Below are 23,615 nucleotides of genomic sequence, written 5' to 3'. Positions count from 1 at the left end.
GGCGCTCAACATGTGACCTGACACCTAGGGACGTCAGGCGGAGGGAGTACGAACGGATGTGGGGGAACGTCGGCCCACGGGTCGCACAACTGTCGCCGCTGGAACGGGTCCGGCTGCGGAGGGTCGCCGTCCGCTACGCCGCGCACGGCTGGGAGGTGACGCCCGGCGCCTGCCTCGCCCGCAGTCGCTTCGTGTGCGGCCGGGCCGGCTGCCCCACCGTCGGCTGCCACCCCGCCCTCCAGGAGTGGGAGCGGGCCGCCACCGCCGACCCGGCCCGGGTCGCGACCTGGTGGCGCAGCCGCCCGCACGGCGTGCTGCTGCCCACCGGGCGGGCCTTCGACGTCCTCGAGGTGCCGGCCCACCTCGGGCGGCACGTGCTCGACTCCATCGGGACGCACCCGGCCGGCGCCGGGGTCCGGGGGCCGGTGGTGGTCACCCCGACCGGGCGCTGGATGTTCCTGGTCCGCCCGGGCGACCCGCTCCGCCCCGAGTTGGAGCACTGCTTCCACGTGGTCCGGCACGGCCCCGGCTCGTGGATCGCCGCCCCGCCGACCCGGCTGCCGGAGGGCCCGGTCCGCTGGGCGGTCGCCCCCGAGCAGGCGCGCTGGCAGCTTCCGGACTCCTACCTCATGCAGAACGTGCTGGTCGACGCCCTGCGGGCCACCGGCGTGTCGCTCCCGGCCGAGCTGCTCCCCGGTCACCTGCCGCTGCCCCGGCGCGGCTGGTGAGGGCCACCGTCGGCAGGCGGCCGGTGAGCTGTCCCGTCGGCAGGCGGCCGGCGAGGGCCACTGTCGGGGAGCGGACGCCGGGCGGGCAGCGTCCCGGCCGCCACGGGCGTCGTTGACCCGGACGAGGGCGCGACAGCGCCCCGATCGGGGGTCTGATGTCCAGGGATGACGCGACGCGCCGGCCCGACGGGGCGGAGCCGCCGCCGCACCACCGCCGGCCCCGGCGCTGGCCGCCCACCCGTCCGCCGGGCTCGCGCCCCGGCCGCCCGCGCCCGCTGGGCTCCCACCCGGCCGGCACCCGCCGCCCCACCGCCTGACCCCCACCACACCACCGCCTCGGTCAGGGGGCCGTGGGGAGGGTGGGGAGCCGGGTCGAGTGCAGGAGGCGGGCGTCGTCGGTGACGATCGCGTGCTCGTGGCCCGCCAGGCGGTCCAGCCAGCCGATGCCGGCCACGCCCATGGCCACCGCCGCCGTGGCGTACGCGTCGGCGACGCCGAGGTCCGCCCCGACCACGGTGACCGAGCGCAGCCCGGTCGCCGGGGCACCCCGGCGCGGGTCGAGCACGTGGTAGCCGCGCTCGTACACCCCGGAGGTGGCGATCGCCAGGTCGGTGCCGGTGAGCACCAGGCACGTCGAGGTCTCGTCCCACGGGTGCCGCACGCCGATCCGCCACGGCCGGCCGCCCGCCGACAGTCCCCGCACCCGCACGTCCCCGCCCGCGTTCACGCAGTGGTTCGGCGCGCCGGCCACGAGCAGCCGGTCGGAGGCGACCTGCGCCGCCCAGCCCTTCACGTAGCCGGACGGGTCCAGCGCCCCCGTCGCGTACGCGTCGAAGAAGCCGTCGGTGTCGCCCCACAGGTCGGCGCAGCGGGCCAGCACGGCCCGCAGGTCCGGCGACGCCTCCGACAGCAGCACCTCGCCCTGGTCGAAGCGGCGCACCTCGCTGTCGGCCCGGTACGTGCTGAACCGGGCGTCCACTTCCCGCAGCCAGGCGAACGTCTCCTCGGCCAGCTCGTGCAGCCGCCCGGCGGGCAAATCGTCGGCGAGGTCGAGGCTGATCGCCGTACCCATGATCTGCTCGACCCGGCGCAGGCCCGGCCGGGTCGGTGCCGCCGCCACCTCAGCGGGCCCGGTCGATGGCGGCCTGGAGCGACCGCCGGTAGGACTCGCTGGTGGCGGTCGCCCCGGAGACGGTGTCCAGCTCGGCGCTCTGCCGCTGCACGACCTGCCCCGAGGTGCCGCTGTAGCGGCCGTCGACCTGGTCGCTGCGCCGGTCGGACTGCGCTGTCTCCTGCGGCAGCTCCAGGGCCACGGCGTCGACGATCCGGGTGCCCGAGAGGACGATCTGCACCTGCACGTTGCCGTACTCGTTCTCGACGACCGGCCCGGTGACCCGGCGGGTCGTCGCGCGCGGCGCGGCCGTGGTGGCGCGCGGGGCTGAGGTGGGCCGGGCCGTGGTGGCGCGGGCCGTCGGGGTGCGGGTGGCGGCCGGGGTGGTGGCGCTGGCGCGGGGCTTCGCGCCGAGGGTGGCGCGGTCGGCCGACGGGGTGCCCCCGCCCGACGGGGAGGCGGCGGCCGGCGGGTCCTGGGCGGCCTGGCTGGCCCCCGGGGAGCCCTTGAGCACCACCAGGGCGGTGGTGCCGGCGGCGAGGCCGGTGATCGCGAGGAGCGCGCGACGCATGGGCAGGGACCTCTCGGCGAAGGACTACAGCTCGAAGGTGGCGAGGCGGATCTGGCGGCGGGGCACGCCGGCCGCCCGCAGCGCGCGGACCGACTGCTCGACCAGGCCGGGCGGCCCGCACAGGTAGACGTCGCGGCGGGCCACGTCGGGCACCAGCTTGCGCAGCCCCGGCGCGCTGAGCACCTGCCGGGGGCCGGGGTCGTCGCGGGAGCCGACGACGTACCAGACGTCGGTGCCGCGTTCCTGGGCGAGCCAGTCCAGCTCCCGGCGCAGCAGCACGTCGTCGGGGGTGCGGGCCCGGTAGATCAGCGCCGCGCCCGGCGGCAGCTCCTCCAGCATGGCCCGCAGCGGGGCGATGCCGCTGCCGCCGGCGATCAGCAGGGCCCGCTCCCGGCGGCGGTGGGCGGCGGTGAACGTGCCCGCCGGGCCCTGCGCCCAGACCCGGGTGCCCTGCTCGACCTCGCGCAGGTCGGCGGTGTGCCCGCCGACCACCTTGACGGTCAGCCGCAGCCAGCGGCCGTTCGCGGCGGCGGAGACGGAGAACGGGTGCGACTGCCACCAGCAGCCCGGCGCGAGGAACCGCCAGCGCAGGAACTGCCCGCCGAGCAGGTCGAGCCGGTGCAGCCGCCGGCCCGTCAGGTAGATCGACACGGTGTCGCGGCTCTCCGCCACGACGTCGGCCACCCGCAGCCGGTGGCGCAGGTTGAACCGCAGCGGGGCGACCACCCGGCCCCAGAGCAGGGCGGCGACCACCAGCGCGTACGCGGCGATCCAGCCGGTGCGCACCGGCCCCGGGGGAAAGAGCTGCGCGCCGTTGCTGAACTGGTGGCCGAACCCGAGCGCGACGGCGAGGTAGCTGGCCAGGTGCAGGTGGTACCACAGCTCGTAGGGCAGCGCCCGGCGCAGCGCGCGGACCCCGGTGAGGCCGAGCAGCACCAGGATGCCGGCCGCGGCGAACGCGCCCACCATGTCCTCGTAGTCGGCCAGCAGCTCGCCGGCCTGACCGAGCACCGACCGGCCGCCCTCGGCGGCGTAGCCGACCACGATCAGCGACAGGTGGGCCAGCACCGCGACCAGCAGGGTCGCGCCGACGTCCCGGTGCCAGCGGGAGACCCGTTCCGCGCCGGCCGACCGCTCGAACGCGCCGAGGCGGCTCATCATCAGCACCTGCACCAGCAGCAGGTAGCCGGCGACGAGGCCGGTGATGCGGCCGGCGGCGGTCAGCGCGGCGGCGCGGCCGTCCAGGGAACCGGCGGGGGTGTCCAGCCACCACGGCAGCACGGCGGCGACCAGGCCCGCCCAGAACAGGCCCACCAGCGCCCGCCGGCCGCCGGGCCCGCGCCGGGGCACCGCCGCCGGGGGTACGGGCGCAGCCGACCGGCCGCCGTGCGGGGCGGGGTTGCCCGTACGGCGGCCGGCGGTGTGGGTGTGCGGGTGGGTCACGCGTACAGCTTCATGGGGGTGAACTTCTGCCGGGGGAAGATCTTGTCGACCTCGGCGGTGGTGAGCCCGAACCGGCCCTGCGCCACGGAGCCGTACACGTCGAACATGTTGTTGTACTCGGGCACGTCGCCGGAGTCGAGGTCGGTCAGGCCGTTCCAGGCGCCCAGCAGCGAGCCGGCGAGCTTGCGGCCGGACAGGACGGTGACCACGCCGCCGTGGCCGTGGTCGGTGCCGCCGCCGTTGGAGGCGACCCGGCGGCCGAACTCGCTGGACACCATGATGGTGACGTCGGCGGCGGCGTCGCCCAGGTCGGTGAAGAACGCGGCCAGCGCGGCGGCCAGCTCGCCGAGGCGGCGGTGCAGCTGCCCGCCGGGGCGGGTGCCCTGGTTCTCGTGGGTGTCGTAGCCGCCCATCCCGACGGTGGCGACGCGGACGTTCGCCCCGCCCTTGATGAGCTGGGCGAGCTGCTGGAACGCGTAGCCGACGCCCTCATACTTCACGCCCTCGGCCGGCTGGTACGGCTTCGCGGCGAGCTTCTGGGCGGTGGCCAGCGCGCCGAGGCCGTCCTGCACCGCCTCCTGGACGGGGTGGTTGATCCCGGTGAACAGGCCCCGGATCGCCTTCTCGGTGGCCGCCCGGTATTTCTCGTCGCCGTTGAGCCGCAGCGAGCCGACGCTGTTGATGGCCAGCGCGCCGTTGGTGCCGACCAGCGACCGGGGCAGGGTGCTGCCGATGCCGACGCTGCGGAACGCGGTGCCCTTGCCGAGGTTGTCGACGAGGCTGTCCAGCCAGCCCCGGCCGCCCGTCTCGCTGGGCAGCCCGCCGAGGTTGCAGGCGTCGGCGGCCTGGAAGTGGCTGCGGGACAGCCGCTCGTCGGAGACCGCCGGAACGAAGCCGAGCTGACCGGCCTTGAGCCACTTCTCCAGCGGGGCGAACGCGCTGGTCAGCTTGAAGCCGCGGCCCAGGGCCAGGGAGTCGTCGCCGAGCAGCAGGTCGGGGCGGGCCTTGGCGAGCACCGGGTCGTCGGCCGGGGCGACCAGGCTCAGCCCGTCCAGCCCGCCGTAGAGGAAGACGTGGATCAGGGTGCCGGTCTTCGTCGCCGCGAACGACGCGGAGGTGGTGACGAACTGGGCGGTGGCCAGGGCGGTCGCGGTGGCGGCGGCCCCGGCGACGAAGGTGCGCCGGGTGACGCCCCGGCCGTCCTGCTGGGCCTCCTCCAGCGCCTCCAGCCGGCGGTAGCGGTCGGCCTCGGCGGCGTTCTCGGCGGCGACGATGTCGGCCTCGGCCCGCAGCAGCGCCTCGGCCGGGTCGTCGGCCAGGCGGCGCAGGTCGGGGCATTCGGGGTGCAGGGGGAACGGGTGCACGGTCTTCTCCATCGGGTGCCTCGTCGGCTTCTCCATCGGGTGCCTCACCGCAGGTGGTGCTGGGGGGACGCGAGGATCGCCCGCGCGACGGCGGCGACGGCACCGTCGAACGTGGCGTCGACCCGGGTGCCCGCCGGGACGCCGGCGACGTCGAGGATCAGTTCCCGCTCGCGGGCGCTGAGCTTCTGGTGCACGAGGCGCTGGGCCAGCGCGTCCACGTACGCCCCGGCGGTGGCCGGCGGCTTCGCGACCAGCTTCTCCGGCGGGGTGTAGGTGAACTGGGTGCGCCGTCCGCCGATCAGCTCACCGGCCTCGTTCCAGCCGTTGACCATCGTGCCGGCGGAGGTCCAGGCGACGTAGACGTCGGGGTAGCCGTCCGGGGTGGGCTGGCCCATCGGGTACTGGCCCAGCTCGCGCATCTTGTCCTGGACCTGCCGCAGCCCCTGGGCGAACGCGGTGCGCCGGCTGTCGCGCTGCTCGAACGCGGGCGACGCCTGCGGGGAGACGCCGAGGGTGCGGTACGTGGCGACGAGGTACTCCATCGGGCGGCGCACCTTCTGGCCGACCGACGCCCAGAACTCCGAGGAGCTGAACAGCGTCATCAGCATCGGCTTGATCATGCCCTTGTTCGCCGCGTACGTCTTGGCGAGCCGGTCCACGAGGGACTTCGGCGGGGTGTCCGAGACGAACCGGGTGGCGAGGCTCTGCGCCACGTACTTCGCGGTCGACGGGTGCAGCGCGATGTACGCGATGTACGCGTCGATGGCCGCGTCGGCCTTCTTCGGGTCGTCGGAGTTGTTGGCGTGGGTGAAGCCGAGGATCTTCACCTTGCCCAGGTAGTGCCGCTCGGGGCGGAACACGTACGTGCCGTCGTTGACGCCCCGGCCGGTCTGGAGCAGGGCGGCCTGCCGCACGTCCTTCTCGGTGTAGCCGCCGTCGACGCCGACGGAGTACAGCTCCAGGTTCTCCCGGGCCAGGTTCTCGTTGACCGCGTCGGCGCGGGAGTCGTTCTGGTTGAGGTAGAGCAGCAGCGCGGGGTGCTTGTTCGCGGCGACCAGCATCTCCGGGTAGCTGCCCAGCGCGTGCCGGCGCACCACGTCGGTGTCGAAGGACGCCCGGTAGACCTCGCCGCCGTCGAAGTCGGCGGCGACGTGCAGGAAGTCGTTCCAGAAGTCGACCATCACCTCGAAGAGCTGGCGCTCCGACCAGATCTGCCGGGCGATGGTGGCGTCGACCAGCTCCCGTTCCGGCTGCGCGCCGCGCTCGTTGAGCGCGTCACGCTGGTCGCGCAGCTGCTGCGGGCTGAGCTTGAGGGTGGGCAGCTCCGACAGCTTCAGCTCGGCCGCGCTGGGGGCGATCTTCTCGGGTTCGAGCTGCTCGCGGACCCACGCGTCGATGCCCATCCGCCTGATGTCGGCCAGCAGCTTCGGGGTCGCGCCGAAGGTGGCCCGGCTGGCCAGGTGCCGCACCGGGTCCTTGGCGAGCACCGTCTTGACCGTCACCTCGGTCGCCTCGGCGGCGGCTGCCGGGCCGGAGAAGGTGCGGCCACCGGTGGGCGTGTTCCTCTTCAGCGCCGCGCCGGCCCGGGAGCCCATGTAGCTCTCGTTCTGCTCCGTGTAGGTGCGCACGGTGCTGGGCTGCTGGCCGCCGGGGCGCACGGAGCTGCCGTCGGTGACGGTGGTGCCGGTGGCGTCGCCGATCGGGGCGTCGCCGCCGAGGTCGAACAGGCCGCGTACCTGCGGGGTCATGGCCAGGGCCGCGCCGCCGGCCACCACGGCGGCGGTGCCGCCGATCGCGGCGAGGGCGCGGCGGCGGCCCACCCGGCGGCCGGGGTCGCCGTCGTCGTCCAGGTTGGGCAGTCCGGGGCCGCCGGGGCCGGTGGGCCCGCCGAGGCCGTCGGGTCCCACCCAGCGCGGGCCGCGCCGGGCCGGGTCGTGGCCGGGGCCGGCGACCGTCGGGTACGCGGACTGCGGGCGGCCCGGCTGCGGCCCGGCGGGGTACGAGGCCTGGTGGTACGGGGGGTGGCCCGGCTCGTGGCCGGTGGGTCCGTAGGCGGTGGATGGTCCGTGCTCGCGGTAGGCGTCCGGGCTGGGGTCCTGTCGCCCGTCCCAGGCGCGGTCGTCCCGCGGTCGGCGCGGTGGCACGTTCTGGTCGGCCATGTACCAATCCGTTTTCGTCAAGCGCCGGGGCCAGCCCGGGGGTGGGGCGGGTGCGGCGACTGTTGCCTGAGGAGTTGCCAGGGAAGTTAACGACGGGTGGAGGCCGCTTCAAGGCGCTGCGGGCGGGCCGGGGAGGGCACTTAAGACGGCGCTCAACGCCGATGCCGCACGGTCCGGTTCGGGCCCTGCCGCCGAGGGTGTCCCGAGCAGGGCGGACGCGCACCCCGCAGGCCCCCGCTGCGACATTTCGCCCCGGCCGGCCGCCGGCCGCGCCGTTGGTTGCCACAGGGAAACTTAAGGCGGGGATAACCGGGCTCTCAGGTGCCAGCGGGCGGCGGCGCACTCGCCCATCGAAAGTAGCAGCAGCAGAAGCGCGTGAGCCGCCACCGCAGCGGGTATGCCGCCGAACCGCTGAACGCGTGAGGGGAAGGCACCGCCATGCTCAGCAAAGAGGATCAGCGCAGGTTCGAACAGATCACCCGTCAGCTCCGGGAGAGCGACCCGGAGTTCTTCGCCCGCCTGGACCATCGGGCCCGCGCCCGTCGCGGCCGGTACCTGATGCTGTTGACCGTCGTGCTGTGGGCCTCGCTGCCGGCGGCGACCGTCCTGGCCGGCCGACCGGCCGGGGCGATCTTCGCGGCGGTGCTGCTGGCCAACGCCGCCGTCATGTGGCGGTTCCGCCGCCGCTGGTGGTAGCCGCCCCGTCGTCGTCGGCCTCCGGGCGGTCGGCCTCCGGGCGGAACCGGCCGAACTCCCGGTACGCCCGGCCCAGCCGTTCCGTCAGGCCGGGGCCGCCGAGCGCGGCCGCCGGGGCGCCGAGCTGCCGCAGCAGCAGGTCCGGCCCGGTCGCCAGGCTCGGCGGCCGGTCCGGCAGCGGCACCGGCGGGACCCAGAACCGGTCCACCGCGTCGGCGAGCGGCGCGGCGGGCAGCGGGGCGAGCGCCCGCGCGGCACCGACGGCCGGTACGGCCCGGCCGTCGCCGTCCGCCGTGGCGACCGCTCCCCGGCTGTCGCCTGTGGACGGTGCGCCCGGCGTGGCTGCCGCGTCCCGGCCGTCGCCGGTGGACCCCGGCGCGACGGTGCCGCCGTCGTCGCCTCCCCGGTCGGTGGTCGCGGCGCGCAGGGTCCGCAGCCGGTCCAGCAGGTCGGCGCGGCGGCGGCCCCGCCAGTGCAGCAGCTCGAACGGGTCCGCGTCGAACGCCTCCGCGAGCAGGTAGAACGTCGCGGCCAGGTGCTTGCACGGCACCGCGTGGTCGGGGCAGGAGCAGTGCTGGTCCAGCTCGCCGACGCCGGCCGGGAACAGCGGCACGCCGGTGGCCGCGAACAGCTCCTCCAGTTCGGCCGGCAGGTCGCCGGCGAGCAGCCGCGCGCTGAAGAACGCCTGCGCCGCCAGCGCCGCCTCCACCTGTTCCCACCGCGCCGCCGGGAACGGCTCCACCGCGATGCGCACCTGGTAGGGCCGGGGGCGGGAGCCCTGCACGCGCGCGGTCACCACGCCGGGGGCGACGTCGAGGTCGAGCACCTGCCCCGCCCGCGCGTACGACCGGCCACGGGTGAGCCGGGTGCCCAACGCGAACGACTCCAGCACCTCCAGGAAGCGGCGGGACCACCAGGACCGGCCGATCGCGCCCCGGGTGCTGCGGGCGCGCAGCCCGCCCTCGACCCGCCGGGGCCTGCCGTAGTCGGCGAACGGGCCGGTCACTCGACCACCGCCCCCGCCTCCAGGGCGAACAGCTCGCGCAGCCGCTCGGTGGACAGCTCGGTGACCCACTGCTCGCCGGTGCCCACCACGGACGCGGCAAGGCTCCGCTTCTCCGCGATCATCGCGGCGACCTTCTCCTCCACCGTGCCGGCGCAGACGAACTTGCGGACCTGCACCCGCCGCCGCTGGCCGATGCGGAACGCCCGGTCGGTGGCCTGGTCCTCCACCGCCGGGTTCCACCACCGGTCGACGTGCACGACGTGGTTGGCGGCGGTGAGGGTGAGCCCGGTGCCGCCTGCCTTGAGGGAGAGCACGAACAGCGGCGGTCCCGCGTCGGACTGGAACCGGGTCACCATCGCGTCCCGGTCGGCCTTGCCGACCCCGCCGTGCAGGAAGAGCACCTCGCGGCCGAACCGGGCCGACAGGTGGCCGCGCAGCATCCCGCCGAACTCGGCGTACTGGGTGAACAGCAGGGCCTTCTCCCCCGCCGCGAGCACCTCGTCGAGGATCTCCTCCAGCCGGGCCAGCTTGCCGGAGCGGTCGGGCAGGGCGGAGCCGTCGCGCAGGAGCTGGGCGGGATGGTTGCAGACCTGCTTGAGCCGGGTCATCGCCGCCAGCACCAGGCCGCGCCGCTCGATGCCGTCGGTGGACTCGATGCGGGCCATCATGTCGTCCACCACCGCCCGGTAGAGCGCCGCCTGCTCGGCGGTGAGGTTGCACAGCACCTCCATCTCCAGCTTCTCGGGCAGGTCGGAGATGATCGAGGAGTCGGTCTTGAGCCGGCGCAGCACGAACGGGCCGGTCATCCGGCGCAGCCGCTCGGCGGCCTCGGCGTCGCCGTGCCGCTCGATCGGTTCGGCGTACGCCTTCTTGAAGCTGGCGGCCGGGCCGAGCAGGCCCGGGTTGGCGAACTGCATGATGGACCACAGGTCGGCGAGCCGGTTCTCCACCGGCGTGCCGGTGACCGCGATCCGGTGCCGGGCCGGCAGCGCCCGCACGGCCTCCGCCTGCCGGGTCGAGGCGTTCTTGATCGCCTGTGCCTCGTCGACGACGACCCGGTGCCAGTCGATCCCGGCGAGGTCGACGGCGTCGCGGGCGGCCACCGAATAGGTGGTGAGGACCAGGTCCGCCGCGTGCACGGCCGCGACGAAGTCGTCGCCCCGCGCCCGCTCGGCACCGTGATGCACGTGTACGCGCAGCTTCGGGGCGAACCGGGCGGCCTCCCGCTGCCAGTTGCCGACCAGCGACATCGGACAGACCAGCAGGGTCGGGCCGGCGTCGGCCGGGTCCCCGGCGAACAGGGCGAGCAGCTGCACCGTCTTGCCCAGCCCCATGTCGTCGGCGAGCACCCCGCCGAGGCCCAGCGACTGGAGGAACGCCAGCCAGGCCAGCCCGCGCCGCTGGTACGGCCGCAGCGTCCCGGCGAAGGCCGGCGGCGGGTCCAGCGGGACGAGCCGGCGCTCGGCCTGCCCGGCGAGCAGGTCGCCCAGCGCGCCGTCGGCGACGACCTCCAGCACCGGCAGCGCGTCGGCCGAGTCGGCCTCGGCCAGCCCGAGCCGCAGCAGGTCGGCCACCGTCAGCTCGCCCGCCGAACGCAGCAGCCGCAGGCCGGCGGCCAGCCGCCCCGGGTCCAGCTCGACCCAGCGCCCGCGCAGCCGCACCAGCGGGGTCTTCAGCTCCGCCAGCGCGGCCAGCTCCTCGGCGGAGATCGGCTCGTCGCCGAGGGACACCTCCCACCGGTAGTCGACCAGGGCGTCCAGGCCGAACCCTCCGTCCGCCGCGGCGACCGTGCCGGGGGCGGTACGGCTGCGCGCCTGCAACCGCGCGCCCAGCCGCGCCGACGGCCGCCGCCACCAGCCGGGCAGCAGCACCCCGAACCCGGCGGCGTGCAGCACCGGCGCGCCCTCGCGCAGGAACCGGTGCGCGCCCTCGACGTCCAGCTCCAGCGCCTCCGGCGTCGCCGTACGCAGGGCGGTGTCCAGCTCCGGCCAGAGCCGGCTGGCCCGGCCCAGCTCCGCGAGCAGGGTCTCCTGGGGCGAGTCGAGCCGGCCGGCGAGCCCGGACGGGGCGTGCGGGGAGCGCCAGACGTGCCCGGCTTCCACGACGAGGCCCGGCTCGTCGGCGGCCTGGAGCCCGAACTCCACCCGCCAGCGGCCGGCGGCGGCGGAGCCGGTCTCCGCGCCGCCGCCCGGACCACCGGAGTCGTCGGTGGCGTCGGCGGTGGCGGTCGCAGCGGTGGCGTCGGTGTCGGTGGCGGCGGTCGGGTCCAGCGCGGCGGCCAGGGCGTCGGCGATCGGGTCGACGGCCGGCTCCACCAGGCGGAAGCTGGCCCGGACCGCGCCGCCTGCCGCGTCCCGCTGCCAGTCGTCCAGCTCGGCGGCGAGCGCGTCGAGGGCGACCCGCTCGGCGGTGAACCCGCCGTCCGGCGCGGTGAGCGCCGCCAGCCAGGCCGGCACCGCGCCGCTTCGGCGGCCACCCTGCGTCAGCACGGTCCGGGTCAGCGCCGCCCGCGCGGCGGCGTCGGTGAGCGCGTCGAGGGCGTCGGCGACCAGTTCCCCGGCCGGCACGTCGGCGGCAGCGGCCCGCCCGGCCGGGGGCAGGGCCAGGGCGAGCGACCGGGCCCAGGCGGCGTCGGCGCCGGTGAGCAGGGGCCGCCACACCGCCCGCGCCCCGACCTCGCCGGCACGACCCGGGCCGGCGGCGCGCGGCGCGGCGGAGGCACCGTCGAGTGGGCGGAAGGCGGTCGGTCGGGGCTCGGGTGCTCCGGCCACGCCTGGCAGGACCCGGCCCCGGCGGACCAGGTCGACGGCGAACCCGGCCAGCTCCGCGAGGTGCCGCAGCGTCGCGCCGGGCACCCCGGCCCGGTCACCGGCAGCGCGCAGCAGCGCGAGCGCGTCCGCCGGGGCGTACCGGAGGGCAAAAGCGCGCCAGCCGGCGAGGGTGACCGGCCCCCGGACCGGTTCGGCGACGGCCGGGCGGACCAGTTCCGGGGAGTCGGCCGGCGAGCCGGCCCGGGTGGGCAGGCGCAGCAGCACCGACCCGGGCTCGGCGGCGGCCGGGGCGTGCGGTCCCGTGCTCTGCGACGGTGCGCTCGCCGGGCGGGCCGAGGGGGTGCCGGTCTGCGGCCCGGCGCTCGCCAGGGCGGCGGCGAGGGCCGCGTGGTCGGCGGCGAACGGGTGGGGGCGCTCGCGGGGGGCCCGGCCCGGCCGGCGGGGCGCCTGCGGGGGCAGGGCGCTGTCCTCCGCCCAGACGACGAGCCCCGCGCCGGGCAGCCACGCCCCGTGGACGACCAGCACCGCTCCCCCTCCGCCGACGACCCCCGAGGATAGCCGGGCCCGGCGGGTCCACCGGGGCACCGGGCCGGGCCGGGCCGCTACGGTCGGGGGATGTTCGACCTTCTGGTGCTCGGGGGGCTGGGGGTGGATCTGCGGGTACGTGTGCCGCAGCTCCCCCTGCCGGCCGCCGACTCGCTCACCGTGCCCCCGATCGACCTGCGGATCGGCAACACCGGGGCGGGGGTGGCGCTGGCCGCCCGCGCACTGGGGCTGCGGGTCGCGGTCGTCGACGTGCTCGGTGCCGACCCGGCCGGCGAGGTGGTGCGCCGGGCGCTGGAGCGGGCCGGGGTGCACGCCGAGCTGGTCGTCGACCCCGGCGGCACCCGCCGGTCGGTGAACCTGGTCGACCCCGCCGGCCGGCGGATGTCGCTCTACGACCCCCGCCCGTGGCAGGGGCCGCCGCCGTTCTCGCCGCAGCGGTTGGCCGCGCTCGCCCGGGACGCGGCGCACGTACACGTCTCGATCATGGACTGGGTGCCGCCCCTGCTGCCCGGCCTGCGCGCCGGGCTGCCCGCCGGGGTGGGCCTCTCCACCGACCTGCACGACTGGGACGGCGACAACCCTTATCACCGGCCGTTCGCCGAGGTCGCCGACCTGGTCTTCGTCAGCGGGGTGCGGCTGGGCGACCGGGCCGGGGCGCTCGCCGCCGCCCTCGCTCCCCGGACCACGGCGGTCACCCGGGGCGCGGACGGGGCGGAGCTGTTCACGGGCGGGGCCCCGCCCGTGCGGGTGCCGGCCGCCGTCGCGCCCGCGCCGGTCGTGGACACCAACGGCGCCGGGGACGCCTTCGCGGCCGGCCTGCTCGCGGCCCGGCTGCGCGGCGCGGGGCTGGCCGACGCGGCGACGTACGCGGCCCGGGTGGCCGCCGCGGCCTGCGCCCACGACGGCATGGAGTACCCGCCGGGGCTGCTGCCGACCCGGTGAGCGGGGCGGCAGCAGGCCTGCTGAGACGCGACCGGGCCGGTGAGCGGGGCGTATCCCGGCCGGTGAGCCGGGAGGGACGCGGCCGGGCGGGCGGGGCTGGTTCGCCGCCGGGGCCGTTCGTGGTCAGATCGCGCCGGTGGAGCCGTCGGTCAGCTCGCGCAGGATGTCGGCGTGCCCGGCGTGCCGGGCCGTCTCCTCGATCATGTGCGTCAGGATCCAGCGCAGGGAGACCTCGCCGAGCTGCGGCTGCGGCACCACGTGGTCGAGGTCGAAGCGCGCCGCGACCTCCCGGGACCGGGCGCACGCCCGCTCGTAGCCGGCCACCAGGGACTCGACGGTGTCGGACCCGTCGAGGGTGAAGCTGTCCACCGCATCCGCCTCGCCGGTGACGTGGACGTCGCCCGGCCCGGGGGCGAGCAGGGCCGGGAACCAGTTCCGCTCCACCAGCGTCAGGTGCTTCACCAGGCCGGCGAGGGTGGTGCGGGAGGGCACCAGCCGGCGACGCGCGTCGGCGTCGGAGAGCCCGGCCACCTTGCGAAGCACGATGCCCCGGTGGAAGTCGAGGAAGGATTCGAGCACCGCGCGCTCGTCGCCGGTGCGCGCCAACACGGGGCCGAGGGTCGGGTCGATCTTGATCTCCGCCATCTCCGCACCCTACTTGTCCGATTCTGGTCGCGCTGCCCCGCGCGGCGGCCCCGCCGGGCGTAGATCTTGGAAGAAAATGGCCCCCGGAGGGGCCGAAAATCACCAAGATCTCCGGGTGACGGCCCTGCGGGGCCTCCGGTGCCGGGGCAGGATGGGCCCATGGCAGCAACGGCAGAGATCCCGCTGACGGGCGGCAGCGCCGACGGGCAGACGGTCAGGGTGGAGCTGGACAGCAACGGCCGGCCGCCGCTGACCCACCACCACCTCGGCGGGCACGGGCTGGCCGAGGCCGAGATCTACGAGTTGGAGTCGACCGTCGGCGGGGATCAGGGGTGGCTCTACCGCTGGCGGGGGCCCGCCGTCTGACCGCCGACCGCCACCGCGGCGGTGGTGGGGTCAGGCCGCCCCGACGCGCTCCACGCCACCCGGCGCAGGTCAGGCCGCCCCGGCGCGGGTCAGGGTCCGCGACCGCAGGCTCTCCAGGACCGCGCCGGTGACCTGGGAGGTCCCCCGGGCCTGCTCGCAGACCTCCGCCACCCGGCGGGCGGTCTCCGCGGCGCGCGCGTGCCGCTCGTCCCACAGGCGGTCGACCTCGGCCAGCAGCGGCCCCTCGACCTCGCGTTCCACGCCGCGCAGCGCGGGCACGCCGAGCCGCTGGGCGAGGTCGAAGACCTTCCCGGCGTACGGCAGGGGCAGGAACGGGGTGCCGACCATCGCCGAGAAGATCAGGAAGTGCAGTCGCATGCCGACGGCGAGGTCGAAGTGCCGCATCAGCCCCAGCACCTGCCGGGGCGAGTAGTCGCCGTGCAGGATGCGGCCCCGGTCGGCGGCGGTCATGTGCGACATCACGCCGTGCGAGTGCCGGATGTCGTCGCGTTCCATCGGCACGAAGAGCACGTGCGCGTCGATCCGGTGGATGAGGAAGTCGGCGATCTGGGCGATCAGCCGGTGGTAGCCGTCGACGTCGAGCCGCTCGGCGGCCCGGCCCGGCTCCCGCACGCTGAGCCCCACCAGACGCTTGCCGTTCGGCACGCCCTCCTCGCGCAGCAGGTGCGCGGGGAACTCCTCCGGCTCCAGCAGGAACGCGGGGTCGGCGGTCACCGTGATCGGGTTGAGCAGCCCGGCCTCCTCCAGCACCATCCGGGACTCCTGGTCCCGCACGGTGACCTCGGTGGCGCCGGCCAGGGTCTCCCGCACCATGCCGGTGTCCACCCCGTCGCTGAGCGGGCCCACCCCGACCGCGTACGTGAGCAGGGGCAGCCCCCGCTCCTGGGCGACCCGCACGACGCGCAGGTAGCGGCGGGCCTCCCGGTCGTACAGGATGCCGCCGCCGCCGAGGATCAGCAGGTCCAGCTCGGCCAGCACCTCGGCCGAGTCGACCCGGCTCACCCCCTCCCACGGCACGGCCTCGACGTCGGGGTGCGCCTGGGCGGTGTGCGCCGGATTGCGGGAGAAGACGATGATCCGTGCGTCGGGCTCGTGTGAGCGCAGGTCGGCCAGCAGGCCGCTCAGGATCGCCTCGTCGCCGAGGTTGCGACCGCCGTACGAGCCCAGCACGCCGATCGTCGGTGCGGTGCGGTCCCTCATTGGCCTCGCTCCTCCCCGCAGGATGCGCGTTCCGGGTGGGTTTCCCGCTGGCTGCGGGGGCACACGTCCCGATATCGGGCGGGGGCGGATCGGCATCGCGGCAGGGGCGGATCGGCGTCGCGGCGCGGTCAGCCCGGCGGATCGGCGGCGTTCAGCCCAGCGCTGCCGGCGGCGGCAGCGGCTTGACCATCTGCTGGGCGGCGACGCGGAAGCCGAGGCTGTCGTAGAGCCGGATCGCCACGGTGTTGTGCCCGAACACGTTCAGCCCGAGCCGGTCGACGCCGAGCCGGGCGAGTTCGGCCTCGGCGAGCTGGATCATCCGCCGCGCGTGCCCCTGCCCCCGGTGGGCGGGATGCACCTCGATGTTGTGGATCCAGGCCATCGTGGGCAGGTCGGCACCGGGCAGGGTGGTCCAGATCCAGCCGACCTCCTCGCCCTCGACCAGGGCCACCCGCAGCAGGACGCCCGGGCTGGCCACCCCGTCGGGCAGCAGCCGGCCGATCTGGGCCAGCGCCTCGGCCCGGGCCGCCTCCGGCGACAGTCCCCGGGCCTCGGCGAGGTTCTCGGCGTACGACCGTTCGAGCCCGACCCGCAGGCGGACGAGCTGGTCGTCGGTCATCGGGGCCAGGGTGAGCGACACGCGACTCCTTCGGCGCTTCGGGCGGGCCGCCGTCAGTCGCGGGCGACCCCGGGTCGCGGGGCGGCGCCGCCGACGAGGCGGGACACCAGGGCGGAAACCACCTCGTCCACGTCGAAGCCGGCGTCGATCGACGTGGTGAGCAGGTCGAGCAGCAACCCGTCCACCGCATAGTGAAGCAGGGCGATCTCGAACGCGCCACCCGGTAACCCGGCGGCGGCGTGGAACGCGACGTCGTCGGCGTACCCCCGGCGGAGCACCTCGGCCAGGCCCCGGCCCAGCTCGGGGTGGCGGGCCGCCTCCAGCCGCAGCTCGATCAGCGCCCGGGTGACGTACGGCTCGCGGGTGGTGCGTTCGACGATGTAGCGGACGTAGTCGGTGGTGAGGTCGATCGACGGGTCGCGGGCGGCGAGCCGGGCGAGGACGGCCTCGTCGGGGGCGTACCGCTCGAAGACCCGCTCGCCGAGCGCGCCGAGCAGCGCCTCGCGGGTGGGGAAGTAGTTGGAGGCGGTGCCGGTGGGCACGCCCGCCTCGGCGTCGACGGCGCGGTGGGTGAGGCCCCGCGCCCCGGCGGCGGCGAGCACGCGCAGCCCGGCGTCGGCGAGCAGGGCACGTCGTTGGGGGTTCCGGGCCATGCCGAACACCCTAGCAACAACCACGACAGGTGTAGTACGTTCCAACCACGACAGCAGTAGTGGTTGATGGGAGTCCCCTTGCGCAAGCTCGTGTACTACGTGGCCAGCACCCTCGACGGCTTCATCGCCGCCCCCGACGGGTCCTACGACTTCTTCCCCCTGGAGCCGGACGTGGCCGCCCACCTCACCGCCGGATGGCCGCAGACCTTCCCCACCTTCAGCCACCCGCAGCTCGGCATCGACCGACCCACCGGGCGCTTCGACGCGGTGCTGATGGGGCGTGCCACCTACGATCCGGCGCTGCGCGTCGGCATCACCAGCCCGTACGCCCACCTGCGGCAGTACGTCTTCTCCCGTTCGCTGCCGCCGTCGACCGGCCCCGGGCTGGAGGTCGTCGCCGGCGACCCGGTGGCCTTCGTCCGCGAGCTGAAGGGGCGGCCCGGGGGCGACATCTGGCTCTGCGGCGGCGGGAACCTCGCCGGGCAGCTCCTGCCCGAGGTGGACGAACTCGTCGTCAAGCTGCACCCGATCGTGGCCGGCAGCGGCATCCCGCTGGCCGCCCGGGGCTTCGCGGCGCACCGGTTCACCCTGACCGGCACGCAGTCGTTCGACAGCGGCCTGGTCCTCCTGCACTACGCCGCCGAGCCGGCCCCGACGTCGGCGTCGACCGGCACAGCGGACCCGGCGGCAGCGGACCCGGCGGGGGTCACTGCGGAGGGCGCGCCGGGGCGGTGAGGAACGGCAGCACGGCGGCCGGCAGCGCGGGCGAGTCGAGCATCTCGTAGTGGGTCAGCCCCGGCAGGACGGCCAGCCGCGACGCGGGACGGTCGCTGCCGTCCCAGCCGGCGTCGCGGTGGCCGCCGCCGAGCAGCCCGAAGAACTCCGCCACGTGGCTGGTCGGGACCGAGTCGGCGTCGGCGAAGACCAGCAGGGTCGGGTTGGCCAGGGCGGCGACCTGCGCCGACCAGTCGTAGTCGCGGCGCAGCAGCTCCCCCGTCTTCGCCCACAGCGCCGGCCAGTCCTGCGGGCGGGGGGCGATCCGGGCGTACAGCTCGTGCGGTGGGGTGCCCCGCATCCGCTCCCCCGTCGCCGCGTCCTGGGCCGCCATCGCGGCCAGCACCTCCGGATACCACCCCCCGCTGCGGCACGGCGCGGAGACCACCACGAGGCGGCGCACCAGCGCGGGATGCTGGATCGCCAGGCGCAGCGCCACCCCGCCGCCCAGCGAATAGCCCAGCACGTCGGCCTCGCCGAGGCCCAGGTGGCGGATCAGCGCGGCGACATCGTCGGCCATCGACTCGAACCGCAGGGGACGGTCGACGTCGGCGGTGCGGCCGTGCCCCTGGAGGTCGACCGTCACCACCCGCCGCCGGCCGGCGAACGCCGGCAGGAGCGGGGCGAACGACTCCGCCGCGCCGTACCCCCCGTGCAGCAGCACCAGCGGGCGGCCCGACCCGCGCACCTCGTGCCACAGCCGCAGGCCGTTGACCTCCGCGTAGCTCACCCGGGCACCTCCGGCTCCGTCCGACCGTCCCGCTTCCGATCCAACCCCAGCGGTACGACATTCCGGCCCGGAAACTTCTCCGGAGTTTTTTGTTGGCGTACCGCCCCCTCGCCTCTCCCACCGGTGTCAACGCACACACACCCTCGGCCGGATCGCCCGCCGAGCTTCTCTGAGAGGTCGAACAGCATGCGAGAAGGATTGAACCGGAGCCGGTGGACGCGTCGCACGACCGCCGTGGGCGGGGCGGCGCTGAGCGCGCTCGTGCTCGGCCAACTGGCCCTCACCGGGCCCGTGGCGGCGGTGCCCGGCCTGAGCATCAGGACGACGACCGGCCCCAGCAACTCCGTCGCGAAGTCGCAGAGCGCGACCTGCCCGACGGGCACCACGGTCATCGGCGGCGGCGGGGCGATCACCGGCTCCGGTCTCGGACAGGTCGGCATGGACATCATGCTGCCGCTGGCCGGCGGAAGCGCGTACTCGGTGACCGGCCGCGAGGACGAGAACGGCGTCGCCGGCAACTGGGCGGTCACCGCGAGCGCGCTGTGCGCCCCCGCCCCCAGCGGCCTGGTGACCGTCTCCGGCAGCTCCGCGCCCAGCTTCGGCACGTCCAACTGGTTCGAGAAGTCCTGCCCCGCCGGCAAGCACGCCATCGGGGTCGGCGGCGCGGTCGTCGGGGCGTCCAGCAGCGAGGTGATCCTGGAGGACCTGCGCATCCAGCAGAGCAGCGTCGTGGTGGCCGGCGTCGAGGACGGCACCGGCTTCGCCGGCAGCTGGTGGCTCGACGCCACCGCGATCTGCGCCGATCCGCTCCCCGGCGAGCAGCGCGTCGTCGACGACAGCTCCTACAGCTCCGCCGCCGTCCAGTCGGTGGTGGCCACCTGCCCGGCCGGGACCCGGGTGCACGGGGTCGGCGGCGAGATCCTCGGCGGCGAGGGCCAGGTGCGCCTGACCGAGATGCGGGCCACCTCCTCGACCACGGTCACCGTCCGGGCCATGGAGGACGAGAACGGCTTCAGCAGCAACTGGAAGGTGCGCGCGTACGCGGTCTGCGCCAACTGACCCGGTCGCGGCGGGCCGCCGGTCACCCCCGGCGGCCCGCGCCGTCGCAGCGGCGGGGCGTAAACCGCTTGCCGTACGCCGGGGGCGCGGCACGATGAGGGTGGAGTCGCCGCGTGACTTCGTCCACAAACCGGGGAGCATCAGCAATGGCGGACAAGGCGTATCAGGTCATCGTGCGCGGCAGGTTCGCGCCGCTCGACGCCGGGCAACGGGCCGCGCTGCTCGCCCGCGCCGACGAGCACGACGTGTTCGCGGCGCGGTTCACGGAGGAGGGCACGGTGACCTACGAGCGTTCCCTGCTCGGGTTCACCTTCCGCTGCGTCGTCCGGGCCACGGCGGAGGACGCAGCGAAGGTGGTGACCGGCCGGGCGGAGGCGCTGGCTGCAGCCGCCGTCCGGGGGCTGGGCGCCGACCACGGCGACCTCACGTCGGTGGCGACGGACCTCGACAGCATCAAGGTCCGCCCCCGGGGACGCTGACCCCGACGACAGCGGGAGTCCGGTCGCCTCGGATCGTCTCAGCTCAACGCATAGAGTGCCTGACGTGGATCTCGCTGGGTGCTTGGAGCGGGTGCTCGGACTTGAGAAGCAACCGCTACCGGGTCCTCACACTGCCGTTGCCGACACGGCAGGTCCGGGCTACCAGATCCTGTTCCTGTGCACCAGTGCCGAATCCTGGGAGGATCGCTCCCAGACCGACGAGGTATGGGATCACTTCGATCGGGGGTGCCTGGTCCTGGCGGAGTCGCTTGCTCAGGTGTGGGGGCCACCGGAGCGGATCGAGCTGGGCCCGGTCCTGGAACGCTCGATGCGGGGCGAGGCAGTGTCGGCCCTGGCTGGTGTCCTTTCCAACTTCGTGCCATCCCTGTCTGCCTGGCACTTCGACGATCGCACCGTGTGTGTCGGCGTCGGCCAGTGGGATGCGGAATTCCCGATCACCCTGGTGGCTGCGGCTGGTGACCTTGCTGAGCCGATCGCCGGTCCGCGTCGGGACCGCCCGTACGCCAGCTGGGCCTGAACGTCCTCGCTGAGACAACTACGGCTGGCCTGTCTGAACCCCGCCCGCCTTATGAGCCCGCCCGCTCCGAGGTCACCGGGGCGGTGAAGAACTCGGCAAGCGCGTCGACCAGGTGGCGCGGGGCACGGTTGAGCGCGTCGTGACCCGCGCGCGGCACCACCAGGGTGCGGGCGTGCGGCAGGGCTCCCGCCAGGGCCTCGTTGGTCGGCCGGTAGTAGGGCGGCCCGGCCCCGCCGCAGGCCAGCAGCACCTCGGCGTCGACGCCGGCCCACTGCTTCGGCGGGCCGTCGTGGCGGAAGATCAGCGTCGTCTCGTCGAGAGTGGTGGGCCGCACTGTCCGGCCCTGCTGCTACCACCGTTGCCGCCGACAGCAACAGGGCCGACCGCTTCGGCGCACAGGAACTTCCAACCCTCGATGAGCAGCGCCAACAGCTCGTCGCCCAGCAGGTCACCCGGCGCGGGTGCCAGACGTCGGCGAATCGGCAATCGCAACCTTGCCGCGCCATCGATAAAGCCCTATGGTTACTGGAAAGCGCTTTCCGTAACAGGGTGTTCATGATTGAAGGGCGGATCAGATGAAACGCAAAGTTGCTACACGGTGGCTGGCCGGCGGTGCCACTGCGGTCGCAGGGGCCGTCGCCGCGCTGGCGCTGCAGGTCCCCCACGCCTCGGCCGCCACGAACCTGAGCATCGGTGCAGGCGCCGACGGCTCCAGCAAGGCCAGCGGCACCAGCTATGGCAACGTCATCGACGGCAACACCAGCACCTTCTGGTCGCCGAGCGGCTCGACCGGCACGATCTCGGTCAAGTGGGGCGGCGCCACCACGGTGTCCTCGGCCGTCATCGTGCAGGCCTCGGGCGGCGGCTCGATCAGCGGCTGGCAGCTCACGAACCACGACACGGGCGCCGTCCTGGCCAGCGGCAGCAGCGCCCCGAGCACCATCAACTTCTCCTCGACGTCGCTGAAGAAGCTCTCCTTCGTCATCACCAGCGCGTCCGGTGCCCCGCGGATCGCCGAGTTCGAGACGTACTCCAGCGGCGGGTCGACCCCGACCACCAGCCCCACCAGCGGTCCGACGTCCGGCCCGACCAGCAACCCAGGCGCACCGACCGGCGCGTGGCCGTCGTCGGCCGGTTCGGTGAGCATCTCGGGCACGGTCAACGTCTCCGGCACCTTCGACGGCGGGATGAAGACCTACTGCTGCATCGGTGACGGTGGGCAGGGCGAGTCGCAGGACCCGATGTTCAAGATCGCCAACGGCGGCACGCTGCAGAACGTCATCCTCGGTTCGCCCGCCGGTGACGGCGTGCACTGCGAGGGCACCTGCACGCTGCGCAACGTGTGGTGGAACGACATCGGTGAGGACGCCGCCACCTTCAAGCAGACCAACGGCGGCACCTCCTACGTCATCGGTGGCGGCGCGCGCAGCGGCAGCGACAAGACCTTCCAGCACAACGGCAACGGCACGGTCAACATCTCCGGCTTCTACCTCAAGGGGTCCGGCAAGCTGTACCGCGGCTGCGGCAACTGCTCCACCTCGTACACCCGCCACGTGCGAATCGACAACGTCCTCGTCGACGACATCGACATGCTCGCCGGCATCAACAGCAACTGGAACGACACCGCGACGATCACCCGCGTGGTCGTCATCGGCTCGGCCACCATCTGCGGCAAGTACAAGGGTGTGCCCAAGGGCAGCGAACCCAGCTACCTCGGTGAGGGCTGGAACGACGCCAACTGCAAGGTCAACAGGAGTGACGTCACCTTCCGGTAGTCACTGGACACCCACGTTCGCGAAGGGGCACCTGCCTGGCGGCGGGTGCCCCTTCGGTGTCCGTCGTCTGTCTCGCCACAGACCCCTGTGCTGGCCTGTCAGCGGCCGGGTTCTTGAGCTTCGGAAGCGCTCCCGCGCTGGTGGTGATGGGTGGGCGCGGCAGGTTTCGAACCTGCGACCCCTCGCTTGTAAGGCGAGTGCTCTCCCACTGAGCTACGCGCCCCGAACGCCCGCACGGCGGGCCGGAGTCCGGCAAGCTTACCCTGCCGACTCCGGCCCGCCGCGCCGGTGTGCCCGTGGTGGGATCAGGCGGCGACGGCGTCGGCCAGCGCCTTGCGCCAGCCCTGCTGGTCGCGCGCCTCGCCCGGCATGTTCATCTCGGCGAACCGGACGACGCCGGCCTTGTCGATCACGAACGTGCCCCGGTTGGCGATGCCCGCGACGTCGTTGAAGACGCCGTACGCCTGGGCGACCGCGCCGTGCGGCCAGAAGTCGGCCAGCAGCGGGAACTGGTAGCCCTCCTTCTCGGCCCAGATCTTGTGGGCGTAGACCGAGTCCACGCTCACGGTGAGCACCTGGACGTCGTCGTTGACGTACTCGTTGAGGTTGTCCCGCACCTCGCACAGCTCGCCCTGGCAGATGCCGGTGAAGGCGAGCGGGTAGAAGACCAGCAGCACGGTGCGCTTGCCGCGGAAGTCCGACAGCCGGACCTCCTGGTTGTTCTGGTCCTTGAGCACGAAGTCCGGCGCCTCGGCGCCAACCTCGATCGGCATGCGAGCTCCTTGGGTCGATTCTGGAGGTGGCATCAGCCTGCCACACCCGAGGGCCGGGGCCACCGAGTGTGGCCGGCCCCACGGGCGGGGGCAGGTTCGGCTACTTCTTGGCCTTGGCGCCCCGGCGCAGCACGAGGCGGGCACCGCTCCAGTCCCGGCCGGCGTTGACCGTGGACGTCTGTTGCAGGCCGGCGGTGGGCGCGGACTCCGCGATCTCGCTCGGCTCGACGTGGCCCTCCCGCCCGGCCTTGGGGGTCAGCAGCCACACGACGCCGTTGTCGGCCAGCGGGCCGAGGGCGTCGACGAGCAGCTCGAAGAGGTCACCGTCGCCGTCGCGGTACCAGACCAGCACCGCGTCGACCACCTCGTCGGTGTCCTCGTCGACCAGCTCTCCACAGCGGTCGGTCAGGGCGTCCCGGAGATCCTGGTCGACGTCCTCGTCGTACCCCATCTCCATGACGACCATCCCCGGCTCGATACCGAACCGGTCCGCCAGGCTGCGTACCCCGTCGGCGGCCTGACCAGCGGTCGCGCTCACTGTCGCGTGCCTCCTCATCTCGTCCCTGCTCGCGGCGTCGCGGCGACGCCGTCAGGCAAAGTCCACACACTCGCGGCCCCCCGCGCAAGTGGCGCACCGGGTGGAACG

The 23,615-nt window shown here is 74.7% G+C and carries 24 protein-coding genes and 1 tRNA gene; 9 read left to right on the top strand and 16 right to left on the bottom strand.

Features of this window, described 5'->3' with window-relative positions:
• Nucleotides 1-56: 56 nt before the first annotated feature.
• On the top strand, nt 57-728 hold the full coding sequence (locus TK50_RS22945; protein ID WP_043967016.1) for a bifunctional DNA primase/polymerase: 672 nt from the start codon (nt 57-59) through the stop codon (nt 726-728).
• A gap of 340 nt (nt 729-1,068) precedes the next feature.
• Here the strand turns inward: TK50_RS22945 and TK50_RS22940 are convergent, their stop codons facing one another.
• Genes TK50_RS22940 through TK50_RS22920 form a run of 5 tightly spaced genes read right to left on the bottom strand, consistent with a single transcriptional unit; the run spans nt 1,069 to nt 7,376 of the window.
• Nucleotides 1,069-1,800, bottom strand: a complete 732-nt coding sequence (locus TK50_RS22940; RefSeq protein WP_043969273.1) for an FAD:protein FMN transferase — start codon at nt 1,798-1,800, stop codon at nt 1,069-1,071.
• Between the two features lie 49 nt (nt 1,801-1,849).
• The gene (locus TK50_RS22935) at nt 1,850-2,410 is read right to left on the bottom strand and encodes an FMN-binding protein (RefSeq protein ID WP_043967015.1); all 561 of its coding nucleotides are present in this window, start codon (nt 2,408-2,410) and stop codon (nt 1,850-1,852) included.
• Nucleotides 2,411-2,434: 24 nt separating this feature from the next.
• Nucleotides 2,435-3,853, bottom strand: a complete 1,419-nt coding sequence (locus tag TK50_RS22930) for a ferredoxin reductase family protein (RefSeq protein WP_043967013.1) — start codon at nt 3,851-3,853, stop codon at nt 2,435-2,437.
• The gene (locus TK50_RS22925) at nt 3,850-5,229 is read right to left on the bottom strand and encodes a DUF1501 domain-containing protein (protein ID WP_043967011.1); all 1,380 of its coding nucleotides are present in this window, start codon (nt 5,227-5,229) and stop codon (nt 3,850-3,852) included. The genes TK50_RS22930 and TK50_RS22925 overlap by 4 nt, the downstream gene beginning before the upstream one ends.
• 32 nt (nt 5,230-5,261) lie before the next feature.
• A complete protein-coding gene (locus TK50_RS22920; protein WP_043967008.1) occupies nt 5,262-7,376 on the bottom strand; it encodes a DUF1800 domain-containing protein in 2,115 nt (704 codons plus the stop codon).
• 438 nt (nt 7,377-7,814) lie between these two features.
• Here TK50_RS22920 and TK50_RS22915 point away from each other — a divergent pair, with 438 nt between their 5' ends.
• Entirely contained in the window at nt 7,815-8,072 is a 258-nt protein-coding gene (locus tag TK50_RS22915; protein ID WP_043967006.1) for a DUF3040 domain-containing protein, read from the top strand.
• Here TK50_RS22915 and TK50_RS22910 read toward each other — a convergent pair.
• Complete coding sequence (locus tag TK50_RS22910) at nt 8,041-9,078, bottom strand: SWIM zinc finger family protein (RefSeq protein WP_082106524.1); 1,038 nt, start codon at nt 9,076-9,078, stop codon at nt 8,041-8,043. The two genes, TK50_RS22915 and TK50_RS22910, sit on opposite strands and share 32 nt — an antisense overlap.
• On the bottom strand, nt 9,075-12,374 hold the full coding sequence (locus tag TK50_RS22905; protein ID WP_043967004.1) for a DEAD/DEAH box helicase: 3,300 nt from the start codon (nt 12,372-12,374) through the stop codon (nt 9,075-9,077). Before TK50_RS22905 ends, TK50_RS22910 begins: the two co-directional genes overlap by 4 nt.
• 90 nt (nt 12,375-12,464) lie before the next feature.
• Between TK50_RS22905 and TK50_RS22900 the strand changes: the two genes are divergently transcribed.
• Nucleotides 12,465-13,337 carry a carbohydrate kinase family protein gene (locus TK50_RS22900; protein ID WP_043967002.1) on the top strand — a complete coding sequence of 291 codons (873 nt, stop codon included), beginning with the start codon at nt 12,465-12,467 and terminating at the stop codon, nt 13,335-13,337.
• A gap of 123 nt (nt 13,338-13,460) precedes the next feature.
• Here TK50_RS22900 and TK50_RS22895 read toward each other — a convergent pair whose 3' ends face one another.
• Nucleotides 13,461-13,982, bottom strand: coding sequence for a DinB family protein (locus TK50_RS22895; RefSeq protein ID WP_043967000.1), 522 nt, complete (start codon nt 13,980-13,982; stop codon nt 13,461-13,463).
• Nucleotides 13,983-14,141: 159 nt separating this feature from the next.
• Between TK50_RS22895 and TK50_RS22890 the strand changes: the two genes are divergently transcribed.
• On the top strand, nt 14,142-14,348 hold the full coding sequence (locus TK50_RS22890; RefSeq protein WP_043966998.1) for a hypothetical protein: 207 nt from the start codon (nt 14,142-14,144) through the stop codon (nt 14,346-14,348).
• 69 nt (nt 14,349-14,417) lie between these two features.
• On the opposite strand, the gene TK50_RS22885 is transcribed toward TK50_RS22890, so the two are convergent.
• The 3 genes from TK50_RS22885 to TK50_RS35485 all read right to left on the bottom strand — a co-directional run bounded on the left by TK50_RS22885 (nt 14,418) and on the right by TK50_RS35485 (nt 16,841).
• Nucleotides 14,418-15,569: a polysaccharide pyruvyl transferase family protein gene (locus TK50_RS22885; protein WP_043966996.1), complete on the bottom strand. Its 1,152-nt coding sequence runs from the start codon at nt 15,567-15,569 to the stop codon at nt 14,418-14,420.
• A gap of 151 nt (nt 15,570-15,720) precedes the next feature.
• A complete protein-coding gene (locus tag TK50_RS22880; protein ID WP_052503887.1) occupies nt 15,721-16,209 on the bottom strand; it encodes a GNAT family N-acetyltransferase in 489 nt (162 codons plus the stop codon).
• 32 nt (nt 16,210-16,241) lie between these two features.
• On the bottom strand, nt 16,242-16,841 hold the full coding sequence (locus TK50_RS35485; protein WP_043969270.1) for a TetR/AcrR family transcriptional regulator: 600 nt from the start codon (nt 16,839-16,841) through the stop codon (nt 16,242-16,244).
• A gap of 66 nt (nt 16,842-16,907) precedes the next feature.
• On the opposite strand from TK50_RS35485, the gene TK50_RS22870 reads away from it, so the two are divergent.
• The gene (locus tag TK50_RS22870; RefSeq protein ID WP_043966994.1) at nt 16,908-17,576 is read left to right on the top strand and encodes a dihydrofolate reductase family protein; all 669 of its coding nucleotides are present in this window, start codon (nt 16,908-16,910) and stop codon (nt 17,574-17,576) included.
• On the opposite strand, the gene TK50_RS22865 is transcribed toward TK50_RS22870, so the two are convergent.
• A complete protein-coding gene (locus TK50_RS22865; protein WP_043966992.1) occupies nt 17,548-18,345 on the bottom strand; it encodes an alpha/beta fold hydrolase in 798 nt (265 codons plus the stop codon). The genes TK50_RS22870 and TK50_RS22865 overlap by 29 nt on opposite strands.
• A 186-nt stretch (nt 18,346-18,531) precedes the next feature.
• Between TK50_RS22865 and TK50_RS22860 the strand changes: the two genes are divergently transcribed.
• From TK50_RS22860 to TK50_RS22850, 3 genes are all read left to right on the top strand, one after another.
• The gene (locus TK50_RS22860) at nt 18,532-19,404 is read left to right on the top strand and encodes a hypothetical protein (RefSeq protein WP_144420367.1); all 873 of its coding nucleotides are present in this window, start codon (nt 18,532-18,534) and stop codon (nt 19,402-19,404) included.
• A gap of 146 nt (nt 19,405-19,550) precedes the next feature.
• The gene (locus TK50_RS22855; protein ID WP_043966987.1) at nt 19,551-19,883 is read left to right on the top strand and encodes a DUF6204 family protein; all 333 of its coding nucleotides are present in this window, start codon (nt 19,551-19,553) and stop codon (nt 19,881-19,883) included.
• Nucleotides 19,884-19,947: 64 nt separating this feature from the next.
• Nucleotides 19,948-20,421 carry a hypothetical protein gene (locus TK50_RS22850; protein WP_052503886.1) on the top strand — a complete coding sequence of 158 codons (474 nt, stop codon included), beginning with the start codon at nt 19,948-19,950 and terminating at the stop codon, nt 20,419-20,421.
• Nucleotides 20,422-20,470: 49 nt separating this feature from the next.
• Here the strand turns inward: TK50_RS22850 and TK50_RS22845 are convergent, their stop codons facing one another.
• On the bottom strand, nt 20,471-20,755 hold the full coding sequence (locus TK50_RS22845) for an alpha/beta fold hydrolase (protein WP_063838619.1): 285 nt from the start codon (nt 20,753-20,755) through the stop codon (nt 20,471-20,473).
• 241 nt (nt 20,756-20,996) lie between these two features.
• Between TK50_RS22845 and TK50_RS22840 the strand changes: the two genes are divergently transcribed.
• Nucleotides 20,997-22,196 (top strand): pectate lyase, encoded by a 1,200-nt coding sequence (locus tag TK50_RS22840; RefSeq protein ID WP_043966985.1) that lies wholly within the window; start codon nt 20,997-20,999, stop codon nt 22,194-22,196.
• 151 nt (nt 22,197-22,347) lie between these two features.
• Here the strand turns inward: TK50_RS22840 and TK50_RS22835 are convergent.
• The 3 genes from TK50_RS22835 to TK50_RS22825 all read right to left on the bottom strand — a co-directional run bounded on the left by TK50_RS22835 (nt 22,348) and on the right by TK50_RS22825 (nt 23,507).
• Nucleotides 22,348-22,419 (bottom strand) — tRNA-Val (locus TK50_RS22835).
• 82 nt (nt 22,420-22,501) lie between these two features.
• On the bottom strand, nt 22,502-22,969 hold the full coding sequence (locus TK50_RS22830) for a peroxiredoxin (RefSeq protein ID WP_007072327.1): 468 nt from the start codon (nt 22,967-22,969) through the stop codon (nt 22,502-22,504).
• 100 nt (nt 22,970-23,069) lie between these two features.
• Nucleotides 23,070-23,507, bottom strand: a complete 438-nt coding sequence (locus TK50_RS22825; RefSeq protein ID WP_043966983.1) for a DUF3052 domain-containing protein — start codon at nt 23,505-23,507, stop codon at nt 23,070-23,072.
• Between the last annotated feature and the right edge of the window lie 108 nt (nt 23,508-23,615).

This window comes from Micromonospora haikouensis (assembly GCF_000876225.1).
GTDB lineage: Bacteria > Actinomycetota > Actinomycetes > Mycobacteriales > Micromonosporaceae > Micromonospora > Micromonospora haikouensis.
Note: the sequence above shows the minus strand (reverse complement) of the source record. Positions and strands in the feature narration are given on the sequence as shown.

Excerpts from the sequence above, each read along its gene's own strand:
- TK50_RS22945 (WP_043967016.1), top strand. The coding sequence starts at position 57 with ATGTGGGGGAACGTCGGCCCACGGGTCGCACAACTGTCGCCGCTGGAA.
- TK50_RS22940 (WP_043969273.1), bottom strand. The coding sequence starts at position 1,800 with ATGGGTACGGCGATCAGCCTCGACCTCGCCGACGATTTGCCCGCCGGG.
- TK50_RS22935 (WP_043967015.1), bottom strand. The coding sequence starts at position 2,410 with ATGCGTCGCGCGCTCCTCGCGATCACCGGCCTCGCCGCCGGCACCACC.
- TK50_RS22925 (WP_043967011.1), bottom strand. The coding sequence starts at position 5,229 with ATGGAGAAGACCGTGCACCCGTTCCCCCTGCACCCCGAATGCCCCGAC.
- TK50_RS22920 (WP_043967008.1), bottom strand. The coding sequence starts at position 7,376 with ATGGCCGACCAGAACGTGCCACCGCGCCGACCGCGGGACGACCGCGCC.
- TK50_RS22915 (WP_043967006.1), top strand. The coding sequence starts at position 7,815 with ATGCTCAGCAAAGAGGATCAGCGCAGGTTCGAACAGATCACCCGTCAG.
- TK50_RS22900 (WP_043967002.1), top strand. The coding sequence starts at position 12,465 with ATGTTCGACCTTCTGGTGCTCGGGGGGCTGGGGGTGGATCTGCGGGTA.
- TK50_RS22895 (WP_043967000.1), bottom strand. The coding sequence starts at position 13,982 with ATGGCGGAGATCAAGATCGACCCGACCCTCGGCCCCGTGTTGGCGCGC.
- TK50_RS22890 (WP_043966998.1), top strand. The coding sequence starts at position 14,142 with ATGGCAGCAACGGCAGAGATCCCGCTGACGGGCGGCAGCGCCGACGGG.
- TK50_RS22885 (WP_043966996.1), bottom strand. The coding sequence starts at position 15,569 with ATGAGGGACCGCACCGCACCGACGATCGGCGTGCTGGGCTCGTACGGC.
- TK50_RS35485 (WP_043969270.1), bottom strand. The coding sequence starts at position 16,841 with ATGGCCCGGAACCCCCAACGACGTGCCCTGCTCGCCGACGCCGGGCTG.
- TK50_RS22870 (WP_043966994.1), top strand. The coding sequence starts at position 16,908 with ATGGGAGTCCCCTTGCGCAAGCTCGTGTACTACGTGGCCAGCACCCTC.
- TK50_RS22860 (WP_144420367.1), top strand. The coding sequence starts at position 18,532 with ATGCGAGAAGGATTGAACCGGAGCCGGTGGACGCGTCGCACGACCGCC.
- TK50_RS22855 (WP_043966987.1), top strand. The coding sequence starts at position 19,551 with ATGGCGGACAAGGCGTATCAGGTCATCGTGCGCGGCAGGTTCGCGCCG.
- TK50_RS22840 (WP_043966985.1), top strand. The coding sequence starts at position 20,997 with ATGAAACGCAAAGTTGCTACACGGTGGCTGGCCGGCGGTGCCACTGCG.
- TK50_RS22830 (WP_007072327.1), bottom strand. The coding sequence starts at position 22,969 with ATGCCGATCGAGGTTGGCGCCGAGGCGCCGGACTTCGTGCTCAAGGAC.